At 73.0% G+C, this 12,040-nt stretch carries 11 protein-coding genes; 6 read left to right on the forward strand and 5 right to left on the reverse strand.

Annotated elements, in window-relative coordinates; translation table 11 throughout:
* Nucleotides 1-86 precede the first annotated feature (86 nt).
* From AB6L24_RS08880 to AB6L24_RS08890, 3 genes are all read right to left on the reverse strand, one after another.
* Nucleotides 87-455: a hypothetical protein gene (locus AB6L24_RS08880; RefSeq protein WP_030360890.1), complete on the reverse strand. Its 369-nt coding sequence runs from the start codon at nt 453-455 to the stop codon at nt 87-89.
* A gap of 109 nt (nt 456-564) precedes the next feature.
* Nucleotides 565-846 carry an Lrp/AsnC family transcriptional regulator gene (locus AB6L24_RS08885; protein WP_030679502.1) on the reverse strand — a complete coding sequence of 94 codons (282 nt, stop codon included), beginning with the start codon at nt 844-846 and terminating at the stop codon, nt 565-567.
* Nucleotides 843-1,574, reverse strand: coding sequence for a rhomboid family intramembrane serine protease (locus AB6L24_RS08890; protein WP_405653940.1), 732 nt, complete (start codon nt 1,572-1,574; stop codon nt 843-845). Before AB6L24_RS08890 ends, AB6L24_RS08885 begins: the two co-directional genes overlap by 4 nt.
* 134 nt (nt 1,575-1,708) lie before the next feature.
* Here AB6L24_RS08890 and AB6L24_RS08895 point away from each other — a divergent pair, with 134 nt between their 5' ends.
* From AB6L24_RS08895 to AB6L24_RS08915, 5 genes are all read left to right on the forward strand, one after another.
* Nucleotides 1,709-1,948 carry a hypothetical protein gene (locus AB6L24_RS08895; protein ID WP_030360887.1) on the forward strand — a complete coding sequence of 80 codons (240 nt, stop codon included), beginning with the start codon at nt 1,709-1,711 and terminating at the stop codon, nt 1,946-1,948.
* 37 nt (nt 1,949-1,985) lie between these two features.
* Complete coding sequence (locus AB6L24_RS08900; protein WP_405653942.1) at nt 1,986-3,335, forward strand: NYN domain-containing protein; 1,350 nt, start codon at nt 1,986-1,988, stop codon at nt 3,333-3,335.
* 214 nt (nt 3,336-3,549) lie between these two features.
* Entirely contained in the window at nt 3,550-4,602 is a 1,053-nt protein-coding gene (locus AB6L24_RS08905) for an NlpC/P60 family protein (protein WP_405653944.1), read from the forward strand.
* 262 nt (nt 4,603-4,864) lie between these two features.
* Nucleotides 4,865-5,902 (forward strand): NlpC/P60 family protein, encoded by a 1,038-nt coding sequence (locus tag AB6L24_RS08910; protein WP_405653946.1) that lies wholly within the window; start codon nt 4,865-4,867, stop codon nt 5,900-5,902.
* Between the two features lie 118 nt (nt 5,903-6,020).
* Nucleotides 6,021-7,178 carry a hypothetical protein gene (locus AB6L24_RS08915; RefSeq protein WP_405657102.1) on the forward strand — a complete coding sequence of 386 codons (1,158 nt, stop codon included), beginning with the start codon at nt 6,021-6,023 and terminating at the stop codon, nt 7,176-7,178.
* A 138-nt stretch (nt 7,179-7,316) separates the two neighbouring features.
* Here the strand turns inward: AB6L24_RS08915 and AB6L24_RS08920 are convergent, their stop codons facing one another.
* The gene (locus AB6L24_RS08920; protein ID WP_405653948.1) at nt 7,317-8,660 is read right to left on the reverse strand and encodes a glycosyltransferase 87 family protein; all 1,344 of its coding nucleotides are present in this window, start codon (nt 8,658-8,660) and stop codon (nt 7,317-7,319) included.
* 129 nt (nt 8,661-8,789) lie between these two features.
* Here AB6L24_RS08920 and AB6L24_RS08925 point away from each other — a divergent pair, with 129 nt between their 5' ends.
* Entirely contained in the window at nt 8,790-9,932 is a 1,143-nt protein-coding gene (locus AB6L24_RS08925; protein ID WP_405653950.1) for a glycosyltransferase family 4 protein, read from the forward strand.
* 242 nt (nt 9,933-10,174) lie between these two features.
* Here AB6L24_RS08925 and AB6L24_RS08930 read toward each other — a convergent pair whose 3' ends face one another.
* Nucleotides 10,175-11,971 (reverse strand): AMP-dependent synthetase/ligase, encoded by a 1,797-nt coding sequence (locus AB6L24_RS08930; RefSeq protein ID WP_405653952.1) that lies wholly within the window; start codon nt 11,969-11,971, stop codon nt 10,175-10,177.
* Nucleotides 11,972-12,040: the final 69 nt, after the last annotated feature.

The following is a 12,040-nucleotide window of genomic DNA, read 5'->3' on the forward strand; positions in this document are numbered from 1 at the left end:
CGGAGATGCGGCGGTGCGCGGCGCCGGACGGCTCGGGGGCCGCCGCGGGGCCGGTCGCCGGGTCGGTCGCCGGGTCGGCCGTCGGCTCAGTCGTCCCCGGGTCCGTCGTCGCCGGGCCCGTCGTCCGCGTCGTCGTCGCCGGAGGAACCGGGCTTGCCGGTCGCTCCGGGGGAGTGGGATCCGGTGCTGCCGTCGTCGTCATCGTCGCCCTGATCGTCCTGGTTGCCCCTGCCGTCCGTGGAGTTCTCGCCGACCGGGGGCGGCGAGACCACCTGGTCGCTGGGGGTGGGCTGGGGCTTCGTCGGCGCGGTGGACGGAGAGCCGCTTTCCAGTTCGACCTTGGGCGGCACCTTGGGCGACGTGGGGCTGTCGGTGAGGGCGTAGCTCGTCACGGCGATGCCCAGCGGAATCGCCACGACGGCCGCGAGGGCCGCGATGCGATGGGAGAAGACCATGGCGGCGATGGTGCGTGGCGTACCGCGTCATCAGCATGAGCCGCAGATGAAGAATCCCTCATCCGGGGAGCGGCCGGGCACACCTGTTCTCCGGCCGGTCCGGACGGGGCTAGGAGTCCAGGCCGATCGCGAACGCCGCTTCCAGGTCGTGCTGCGAGTACGTGCGGAACGCCACGTGCGTGTCCGTGCCCTCCACGCCGGGGATCTTGCTGATCCGGCCGGGGATGACGTCCGCGAGGTCGTCGTGGCGGGACACCCGGACCATGGCGATCAGGTCGTACGTACCGGTGACGGAGAAGACCTCGCTGACGCAGTCGAGGGCGGCGATCGACTCGGCGATCTCGGGGATCCGGTCCACGCTGGTCTTGATGAGCACGATCGCGGTGATCACGGCTGACTGTCTCCCTCGGTGGCCGTTCCAGAGGCTTTCACTCTACTTGGCCCCTGCCGCCGCCCCCAGGCGTAGACAAACCCCAACGAAAAGCCCACCAGGTGCGCCAGATACGCCACCCCGGGACCCTGCCGCTCCTGCCCCGCCGCCGCCCACTGCAACGCCACCCAGAACGGCAGCACCACCCACGCGGGAAACCGCAGCGGCAGGAAGAACAGGAACGGGAAGAGGCTGGTGACCCGCGCCTTCGGGAAGAGATACAGAAAGGCGCCGAGCGCGGCGGAGATCGCCCCCGAGGCCCCCACCAGGGTCTGGCCGGAGTCCGCGTGCGCGATCGCGTAGGCGAGCAGGGCGAGGGATCCGCAGCCGAGGTAGAAGAGCAGGTACTGGAGGTGGCCCATGCGTTCCTCGACCATCACCCCGAACACGTACAGGAAGAGCATGTTGCCGAGCAGGTGCAGCCAGCTGCCGTGCACGAACAGAGCCGTCAGGGCGGTGAGCGCGGCCCGCGGTTTCCCGCCGAGGAGTTCGACGGGTACGACCCCCCAGCGCTCGAAGTAGGCCCGCTGCGCGGCGATCAGCTCGTCGCCGGTGCCGTAGGAGGGGTTGAGCCCGGAGCCCGGGGAGATCAGGAAGATCAGACAGCACGCGACGATCAGCGCGTACGTCACCGGAGCCGACTGTCGCCCGACCATCCGACCGGTGGCCTGGACCCACGCAGTGATCATGAACAGAGCATGACGTAACGGCAGCGATCCGGGCAGATCGCCTCGCCCACCCATGTGCGTACGGAGCCCCTTACGCAGGCCTTAGGGTTACGGGCAATACGCACCACGGTTCCCGAAGGAAAGCGAACGTCACGATGACGGTTCCCCTGCCGACCGAAACCACCCGATGGCGCTGCGCCCTGTGCGGCAACCTCACGCGCTTCGACGTGACCCGCTCCTCGAAGGTCGTCGAGTATGTGCACCTCGACCTGGCCGGAGCGCCGAAGGTCGAGGAACGCGAGGTGGTCAGTGAGACCATCGAGTCGGTCCGCTGCCGCTGGTGCAACGCGGTGGATCAGGTGGAACTCGTGGACAGGCCCGGGGCCGGCTCCTGAAACGGGAGCGGGCCCCGCACAGCTAGTGGGGTGACCGATGGTGGAGAGCGCGGGCGGAACGCCGGAGGACGGCGCCGCTGAGGTGCTCGACCGTCCGCTGCCCGACGGCGTGCGGCGGGCGGTCGTGCAGATCGTGTCGGACGGCTTCGGCGGCCTGACGGTCGCAGAACTGCCGGCCCAGCTGCGTCAGTACGCGCGCTTCACCCCGAGCAGGCGGGTGAAGTTCGCGGCCAACGCCATGGCCGCCGCCCTGGAGGGCGACCCCCTCTTCCGCCAGCGCATCGGCGAACGCCTGCGCGAGGCACAGCCCGAGCTGGCCGAGGCCCTGGACGCCGGCACGCCGCCGCCCGCCGCCGACCCGCTGGACGTGGCGGCCGCCGCCTACGTGCTGCGCCCGCTCGGCTGGGTGAAGCTCGTCACCGCCGCGGGCGAGGAGGCCCAGCGCGCCGACGCCGAGCGGGCCGACGAGGAGACCCGCGCCGAGCTGGAGCGGCTGCGCGCCGAGCTGGCCGCCGCCCGCACCCACACCAAGGCCGAGACCGAGCGCCTGCGCACCGAGCTGGACGCGGCCAAGCGCGAGGTCGACGCCACCCACCGCAAACTGCGCGCCGCGCTCAGCGACATCAAGCGCGGCGAGGCGGCGCTGCGCAAGGCGGCCGCCGAGGCCGACGCCGTGCGCGCCGAGGGCCAGACCCAGCTGTCCGCGGCCGAGAGCGAGGCACGTCGGCTCAAGGCCCGCCTCGGTGAGGCCGAGGCCGCCCTGGAGGCCACCCGCAGGGCCGCGCGCGAGGGCCGCAGCGTCGAGGACATGCGGGTGCGGCTGCTGCTCGACACCGTCCTGGAGGCGGCCCAGGGGCTGCGCCGCGAACTGGCCCTGCCGCCGGTGTCCGTGCGGCCCGCCGAGACCGTCGACGCCGTCGAGCCCGGCCGGATGACGCCGAAGGACATCGCCGCCCGCGCGCTGTCCGAGAACGATCCGGCCATTCTCGACCAGTTGCTCGCCCTGCCGCAGGCGCATCTGGTCGTCGACGGCTACAACGTCACCAAGACCGGCTATCCCACGATGCCCCTGGAGAAGCAGCGGCTGCGCCTGCTCGGCTCACTCTCCCAGCTCGCGCTGCAGAGCGGGGCCGAGGTGACCTGCGTCTTCGACGGCGCCGAGCTGGCCGCGCCGGTGCTGCTCGCGCCGCCGCGCGGGGTAAGGGTCCTCTTCTCCAAGGCCGGGGTGACGGCGGACGAGCTGATCCGGCAGCTGGTGCGCGCCGAACCGCCGGGGCGGCCCGTCATCGTGGTGTCGACCGACCGCGAGGTGGCCGACGGGATCGCGAAGGCGGGGGCGCGCCCGGTGGCGTCCGCGGTGCTCCTGAAGCGGCTTTCACGGGGCTGAGCCCCATCCGTAACTCCCGTACCGAATGCCCGAATTGGGTCGTGTGCGTGCGAGACGGAGCGTCAAATGACCGCTACCGCGCGTCGATTCTTCGTAAAGAAAACGCTTGGCGGTCGACTTTTTCATGGTCAGGATTTGATCTGATCATCGGCTGGTCACTAGGGTCACGCCCAGACCTCCGCTCTGTTGATCACTCATCGAAGGAGCCGCCTTCGTGGCGTCACACCGTCGACCCAAGCAGCCGGGCCGTGCCCGTGTGACCGTGCTGACCGCGACCGCCGCTGCGGCCGTCGCGCTCACCTCGCAGGCAGCGAACGCCGCGCCGAACGAGAAGCCGAGCAAGGACGAGGTCAAGTCCAAGGTCGACAAGCTCTACGAAGAGGCCGAGAAGGCGACCGAGAAGTACAACGGCGCCAAGGAGAAGCAGGAGAAGCTGGAGAAGCAGGTCGACACCCTGCAGGACAAGGTCGCCCGCGGTCAGGACGACCTCAACGACCTGCGCAGCGGCGTCGGTTCGCTCGCCAGCGCCCAGTACCGCTCCGGCGGCATCGACCCCTCCCTGCAGCTCTTCCTCTCGTCCGACCCGGACAACTACCTGGACAAGGCCTCCGCGCTCGACCAGCTCAGCAGCAAGCAGGCCGAGGCCCTCAAGAAGATCCAGGCCAAGCAGCGCACCCTCGCGCAGCAGCGCAAGGAGGCCGCGGACAAGCTCGGCGACCTCGCCACCACGCGCACCGAACTCGGCAAGAAGAAGAAGGAGGTCCAGGGCAAGCTCGGCGAGGCCCAGCGCCTCCTGAACTCCCTGTCCGCCGCCGAGCGCGCCGCCCTGAAGGCCAAGGAGGACCGCGCCTCGCGCGACTCCGAGCGCCAGGCCATGGACAAGCCCGACTCCAAGGGCGGCGCCCCCGCCAAGGGTTCGGGCCGCGCCTCGTCCGCGTACGCCGCCGCACAGAGCAAGATCGGCTCGCCCTACGTCTACGGCGCCACGGGCCCGAGCTCCTTCGACTGCTCCGGCCTGACCTCCTGGGCCTACGCCCAGGCCGGCATGAACATCCCGCGCACCTCGCAGGCCCAGGCCAACTACGGCACGCGCATCGCCTCGCAGAGCGACCTGCGCGTCGGCGACCTCGTGATCTTCTACGGCGACCTGCACCACGTCGGCTTCTACGCGGGCAACGGCCAGGTCCTGCACGCGCCGCGCACCGGCACCGTGGTCCGCTACGAGTCGATCAACAACATGCCGTTCCAGTTCGGCGTCCGCATCTGACGTCCGCCCCCACCGGCGCCCGACGCACCGTCCGATCGGGCGAATTCCGGTAACTTCCGCTGACCCCGCGCCCCGCCGATGACCTGCGTCAGAGGCGGGGCGTCACTGTGCGTAGGCGCCCGGGGTCTTTGGCCGCGACCTGATCACGCCGCTACTGTCGCGCGCGTTCCCCGACTCCGGGGAGCGGCCCCGCCCCGCGCGGGGACCGACAGTCCCCCGCCCCCGCGGGGGTCCGTTCCAGCGGAAGGGAGAGCGGCTTCCCGTGGGATCCCATCGCCGTCCCGCAGCACCCACCGGTCCCGACCGGTGCGTACGCACCGCCACCATCACCGTCCTGTCCGCCGCGGCCGCCGCGGCGGCCCTGGCCGCGACACCCGCGGGCGCCGCCCCGCAGGACCCGCGGTCCGACACCAAGGCCAAGGTGGACCGCCTCTACGAGCAGGCCGAGAAGGCGACGGAGGCGTACAACAAGGCGGACGAGCGCGCGGACACGCTGCGCGACCAGGTCGAACGGGCCAAGGACAAGGTCGCGAGAGGCCAGGAGCGCATCAACGTGATGCGCGGCGCCCTCGGTTCGCTCGCCGGTGCCCAGTACCGCTCGGGCGGCATCGACCCCGCGCTCGCCCTGATGCTCTCCTCCGACCCCGACGGCTATCTGGAACGGGCCTCGGCCCTCAGCCGCCTCAGCGCCCGCCAGAGCGGCGAACTCACCGAGCTCCAGCGGGCCCAGCGCGAACTCGCCCAGGAGCGCTCCGAGGCCACCCGCAAGCTCACCGAGCTGGAGGAGAGCCGCAAGACGGTCGCCCACCACAAGCGCACCGTCGAGACCAAGCTCGCCAAGGCCCGGCAGCTGCTCAACTCGCTGCCGGAGGCGGAGCGCGAGCGGGACGACCGGTCCTCGCGCTCGGGCCGCGCCGACATGCCCGACCTCGCGGGCGCCGGAGCCCCGGCGTCGGGCCGCGCCGCCGCCGCGATCGCCGCGGCCCGCTCCGCGGTCGGCAAGCCGTACGTGTGGGGCGCCAACGGCCCCACCGGCTTCGACTGTTCGGGCCTGACCCAGTGGTCGTACGCGCAGGCGGGCGTCGGGCTGCCCCGCACCTCGCAGGCCCAGGCGGGCGCGGGACAGCGGGTGCCGCTCGGCCAGGCGCAGCCCGGCGACCTCGTCGCCTACCGCGACGACGCCAGCCACATCGGCATGTACGTCGGCAACGGCCAGGTGGTGCACGCGCCCTACCCCGGCGCGGCGGTGCGCTACGACCCGGTGGGGATGATGCCGGTGTCGTCGGTGACGCGGGTCTGACCGACGCTCTTCGGCCGCACGGCCCGGGGCGGCGGCCCCGGGGCCCCGTACGATCGGGAACGTGGCTGGTCGAGGGCAGGGGCGTGGGCGGAGCGCGCGGGCGGCGGCGGGTGCGGGCGTGTGCCTCGCGGTGCTCGCCCCCGCCGCGCTCACGGGCTGTGGGCGCGACGACCCGGCGGACGGCGCCCCCGCCGACGTGCGGCGGCTGCTCGACCGGCGCGCCGCGGCCGTCCTGGAGCGCGACCCCGGGGCCTACCGGGCGACGGGCGGCCCCACCGCCGCCTACGACCGGCTGCGCGACGTCCCCCTGAAGTCCTGGACGTACCGCCTCAAGGACTTCGAGCGCGACGGCGGCCGCGCCACCGCCACCGCCGACCTGAGCTACCGCGTCGCGGGCTACGACCGCGCGCCCCTCACCGCCGAGCGGTCCCTGTCCCTCCAGCGGCGCGACGGACGCTGGTACGTCACCGCCGAGCGCCCCGCCGCGAAGGCCTCCGAGCAGCTCTGGGACCAGGGCCGCGTCGACGCCGTGCGCGGCACCCACAGCCTCATCCTCGGCGTCGGCCGCGAACGGGCCGAGCTGCGGCGGTACGCCGAGCTCGCCGACCGCGCGGTGCCCGCCGTGCGGGACGCCTGGCGCGGCGACTGGCCCGGCAAGGTCGTCGTCCTCGTCCCCAAGTCCCTCGACACCATGGCCGACCTCCTCGGCGCGCCCGCCTCCGGCTACCAGGGGATCGCCGCCGTCACCACCGGCGAGGCCGGCGGCTCCGGCCGGACGCCCGCCGACCGGATCGTCGTCAACCCCGACGCGTACGGCGTCCTCGGCGAGCTGGGCAAGCAGGTCGTCCTCACCCACGAGACCACCCACGTCGCCACCCGCTCCCGGACCTCCCGCGCCACCCCCCTCTGGCTCTCCGAGGGCTTCGCCGACTGGGTCGGCTACCGCGGCACCGACCGCACCCCCCACCAGGCCGCCCCCGAACTCCGCCGCGCCGTCGTGGACGGCCGCCTGCCCGCCGCCCTCCCCGCCGACGACGCCTTCGGCTTCAGCGGCGACGCGGCGGGGCTCGCGCGGGCCTACGAGGGGTCCTGGCTGGCCTGCCGGATGATCGCGGAGGAGTGGGGCGAGGAGAAGCTGCGCGCCTTCTACGAGGCCGTGGGGCGGCATCGGCAGCGGGCCGGGGCGGTGGAGGGGGCCCTGCGGGATGTGCTCGGCACGACGGGGGAGGACTTCACGGGGCGGTGGCGGGCTTATGTGCGGGAGGAGTTGGGGTGAGGTGGGGCCCAGCTGGGAGCTCCCCAAGCCCGCCCCTTCCCGTAACTGGGGGCGCTGCCCCCAGACCCCCGCTCCTCAAACGCCGGAGGGGCTGTCTCTAGCCCGTCCGGCGTTTGAGGACGAGGCGCGGAGCGCCGATCAGCGGGGGTCCAGGGGGCGGCAGCCCCCGGTTTCGGAGCAGGGGCGGGCCTGGGGCGCACCGCGAGGCACCGCCCCCCGCCACACCCCCCGGCACGCCAGCACCGTCGCCGCGACGAGCAGGCCGTTGCGGACGACGAGGAGCGTCACGCCCAGCGCGTCGCTGGCCACGACGTGGGCGAACCAGAGGGGGAACTCCAGGAACGTCACGAACGTGGCCGCGAGGACGAGGACGCCGGGCCACACCATCCGGCTGCCGCGCCAGGCAAGGCAGACGGCGGCGACCCCGACGAGCCACAGCATGTACTGAGGACTGATCACCCGACTCGTCGTGGTGAAGAGCAGCACCGCGGCGAAGGCCGCGTCCGCGGACGTGGCGGCCGTCCACACCCGCGCCCGCACCCGCCACAGCACCAGCCACCCCAGCGCGGCCAGCGACAGCACCTGCGCCACGGCGCTGACCAGCGGGACGTACGGGCCGAGGAACTCCACCGAGCCGTAGTTGAGCCGTACCTCCCCCGGCCAGCCCAGTTGGCGCGCCACATGGAAGACGAGGGCGCCGAGAGACTCGACCTCCGTGCCCCGGTCCCGCTGGAACGTCAGGAACGCGAGGGCCCCCGGCATCGCCACCACGAACGCCAGCGTGACGGCCCCCGCCGTGAGGACCGCGGCACCCCACGAACGCCGGGCCGCCCGCCCCCGAGGCACACCGACGAGCAGCAGCACCGGCCACACCTTCACCACCGCCCCGAACCCGGCGAGCACCCCCGCCACGCGGGCCCGGCGCGCCCCCGCGAGCAGCGCGGCGACGGCGACGGCGGTCACCATCAGGTCGTAGCGGGCGTAGGAGGTCGGCCCGAGCAGGGCGACCCCCGCCGTCCACACCCAGGCCCCGCGCAGCGTCCTGCCGGGCCGCCCGCCCGCGTGCACGAGCAGCCCCGTCACGACCGCGTCGGCCAGGAACGCGAGCAGGAAGAACGCGGCGGGGTAGCCGAGGAACGGCAGCGCGGCAGGACCGAGGATCGCGAGCGCGGCGGCGGGCGGGTACTGCCAGGTGACGTCGTCGAGCGGGAAGGTGCCGGTGCGCAGGACCTCGTACCAGCTCTGGTAGATGAACGAGACGTCGCTGGTGACGTCGGGGCCGGGGATCACGACGACGCGGAAGACGCAGAGCAGGAGGAGGGCGCGGGTGGGGATCCAGAGGGCGAGCAGGCGGAGTTCGGGGATGGTGAGGGAGCGACGCGGACGGGGTGGTGGTTCGGGTCCGTCCGGTTCGGTTTGCCCGGGCTCGGCCCCCGCGGTGAGGGCCCTCGTGGTCGTCCCCGGCTGTCCCGTGCCCGTCATGTCTACCTCGCCCGCTTTTGATGCGTTTAAGTGGGTTTTGGGGAGTCATGATGCCGGGCGGGGCGGCGCGGGCGGGCGAGGCGGGGCCGTGCGGCGCGGGCGGGCGTCCGGCCGGTACTGTCGGCGGCGATGCACAAGACCCTGATCGTCACGAACGACTTCCCGCCCCGGCCCGGTGGCATCCAGGCGTTCCTGCACAACATGGCGCTGCGCCTGGACCCCGCCCGGATCGTCGTCTACGCCTCCACCTGGAAGCGCGGCCGCGAGGGCGCCGAGGCCACCGCGGCCTTCGACGCCGAGCAGCCCTTCCAGGTCGTCCGGGACCCCACGACGATGCTGCTCCCCACGCCCCGCGTCACCCGGCGCGCCGTCTCGCTGCTGCGTGAACACGACTGCACGTCCGTGTGGTTCGGGGCCGCCGCGCCGCTCGGCCTGATGGCGCCCGCGCTGCGCAGGGCCGGGGCGCGGCGTCTGGTCGCGACCACGCACGGGCACGAGGCCGGGTGGGCGCAGCTGCCCGCGTCCCGGCAACTCCTGCGCCGGATCGGCGAGTCGACCGACACGATCACCTATCTCGGCGAGTACACCCGCTCCCGCATCGCCGCCGCGGTCAGCCCCGCCGCGGCCGGGCGCATGGTCCAACTGCCGCCCGGCGTCGACGAGAAGACCTTCCACCCCGGCTCCGGCGGCGCCGCCGTGCGGGCCCGGCTCGGGCTCACCGACCGGCCGGTGGTCGTGTGCGTCTCGCGGCTCGTGCCGCGCAAGGGGCAGGACACGCTGATCCTCGCCCTGCCGCGGATTCTGGCCCGGGAGCCGGACGCGGTGCTGCTGATCGTGGGCGGGGGGCCCTACGAGAAGGACCTGCGGCGCCTCGCCGCCGAGACGCGGGTCGCGGACTCCGTCGTCTTCACCGGGGCCGTGCCCTGGGCCGAGCTGCCCGCCCACTACGGCGCGGGGGACGTCTTCGCGATGCCCTGCCGTACGCGGCGCGGGGGGCTCGACGTCGAGGGGCTCGGCATCGTCTACCTGGAGGCCTCCGCCACCGGGCTTCCCGTCGTCGCCGGGGATTCTGGCGGGGCGCCTGATGCCGTGCTCGACGGGGAGACGGGGTGGGTCGTGCGGGGTGGCTCCGCCGAGGATTCCGCCGACCGGATTCTGGCGCTGCTCGGTGATGCGGAGTTGCGGGAGCGGATGGGGGAGCGGGGGCGGCGCTGGGTCGAGGAGCGGTGGCGGTGGGACCTCCTGGCGGAGCGGCTGCGGGAGCTGCTGTAGGCCTCGCGGGTGCGCCCCAGTCCCGCCCCTTCTCCGAAACCGGGGGCTGCGCCCCCTGGACCCCCCTGATCGGCGCTTCGCGCCTCGTCCTCAATCGCCGGACGGGCTGAAATATCCCCGGGGCGGGCTGGGAATGTGCGGGTAGTTTTCAGCCCCTCCGGCGTTTGAGGAGCGGGGTCTGGGGCGGAGCCCCAGGTTCGGGAAGGGGTGGGATTGGGGAGCCCCCGGCAAGGACCCGCCCCTCAGCCCCGGTACAACGCCTCGATCTCGTCCGCATAGTCCTTGGCGACAACATTCCGCTTCAGCTTCAGCGACGGCGTGAGATGCCCGGACTCCTCCGTGAACTGCGCGGGCAGGACCCGGAACTTCCGGACGGACTCGGCCTTGGAGACCGCCGCGTTGCCGTCGTCGACGGCCTGCTGGACGGCGGCGAGCAGATCGGCGTCCTCCCGCAGGGAGGCGGCCGTGGCCCCGGTCGGCTTGCCGTGCTCGGCGGCCCACCGCCCGAGGAACTCCTCGTCGATGGTGACGAGCGCCCCGACGAACGGCCGCCCGTCCCCGACGACCATGCACTCGGCGACGAGCGCGTGCGCCCGGATGCGGTCCTCGATGACGGCGGGAGCGACGTTCTTGCCGCCCGCCGTCACGATGATCTCCTTCTTGCGGCCGGTGATCCGCAGATACCCGTCCTCGTCGAGGGTGCCGATGTCCCCGGTGTGGAACCACCCGTCGGCGAGGGCCTCCTCGGTGGCGGCCTCGTTGTTCCAGTAGTGGGAGAACAGGTGCTCGCCGTGGAGCAGCACCTCGCCGTCGTCGGCGATGCGGACGACGGAGCCGGGCAGCGGCTGCCCGACGGTGCCGATCTTCTGCCGGTCCCAGGGGTTGAAGGCGGTGGCGGCGCAGGACTCGGTGAGGCCGTAGCCCTCCAGGACGGTGAAGCCGATGCCGCGGAAGAAGTGGCCGAGCCGCTCGCCGAGCGGGGCGCCGCCGGAGATGGCGTACTCGCCGCGCCCGCCGAGGACGGCCCGCAGCTTGCTGAAGACCAGCTTGTCGAAGACCTTGTGCTTGATGCGGAGGCCGATCGAGGGCCCGCCCGGGGTGTCCAGGGCGCGGCTGTAGGCGATCGCCGTGTCGGCGGCCTTGTCGAAGATCTTGCCCTTGCCGTCGGCCTGCGCCTTGGCGCGCGCGCCGTTGTAGACCTTCTCGAAGACGCGCGGCACACCGAGGATCAACGTGGGCCGGAACGCGGCGAGTTCGTCGGTGAGGTGCTTGATGTCGGGCGCGTGGCCGAGCTTGATGGGGGCCATCAGAGCGGCCACCTCCACCAGGCGGCCGAAGACGTGCGCGACGGGCAGGAAGAGAAGGACGGAGCACTCGCCGGTGCGGAAGAGCGGTTTCAGGCGCTCCACCACGTTGCCGCACTCCGCGAAGAAGCTGCGGTGGGTGAGCACACAGCCCTTGGGGCGACCGGTCGTACCGGAGGTGTAGACGATGGTCGCGGGGTCGTCGGCGCCCGCGACGGCACCGCGCTCGTCGACGGTCTCGTCGGAGACCTCGGCGCCCGCCCGGTTCAGCTCCTCGACGCCGCCCCGGTCGATCTGCCACACCTGCGTGAGCGCAGGCAGCCGGTCCCGCACCGACTCGACGGCCTCGGCGTGCCCGTCGGTCTCCACGACGCAGGCCACCGCGCCCGAGTCGCCGAGGATCCACTGGATCTGCTCGGCCGAGCTGGTCTCGTACACCGGCACGGAGACCGCGCCCGCGCTCCAGATCGCGAAGTCGAACAGCGTCCACTCGTAGCGCGTACGCGACATCAGGCCGACCCGGTCGCCGGGCCGCACGCCCGCCGCGATCAGGCCCTTCGCGGCGGCCCGCACCTCGGCGCGGAAGGCCGTGGCCGTGACGTCCTGCCAACTGCCGTTCACCTTGCGGCCGATGACCGCCACATCCGGGTGCTGCGCGGCGTTTCTGCGGACGATGTCGGTCAGATTGCCGTCCGCGGGGACCTCGTACAGGGCCGGAAGGCTGAACTCGCGCAAGACTGCTGCTCCTACATAGGGCGCCGACGCCACGACGTTGTGCGATGCGACGGTGCGGTCCAAGGTCGG

The organism is Streptomyces sp. RK9 (genome assembly GCF_045070545.1).
Classification (GTDB): domain Bacteria; phylum Actinomycetota; class Actinomycetes; order Streptomycetales; family Streptomycetaceae; genus Streptomyces; species Streptomyces alboflavus.

Coding starts and splice junctions, on each gene's coding strand:
- AB6L24_RS08880 (WP_030360890.1), bottom strand. CDS start 455: ATGGTCTTCTCCCATCGCATCGCGGCCCTCGCGGCCGTCGTGGCGATT.
- AB6L24_RS08890 (WP_405653940.1), bottom strand. CDS start 1,574: ATGATCACTGCGTGGGTCCAGGCCACCGGTCGGATGGTCGGGCGACAG.
- AB6L24_RS08895 (WP_030360887.1), top strand. CDS start 1,709: ATGACGGTTCCCCTGCCGACCGAAACCACCCGATGGCGCTGCGCCCTG.
- AB6L24_RS08900 (WP_405653942.1), top strand. CDS start 1,986: ATGGTGGAGAGCGCGGGCGGAACGCCGGAGGACGGCGCCGCTGAGGTG.
- AB6L24_RS08920 (WP_405653948.1), bottom strand. CDS start 8,660: ATGACGGGCACGGGACAGCCGGGGACGACCACGAGGGCCCTCACCGCG.
- AB6L24_RS08925 (WP_405653950.1), top strand. CDS start 8,790: ATGCACAAGACCCTGATCGTCACGAACGACTTCCCGCCCCGGCCCGGT.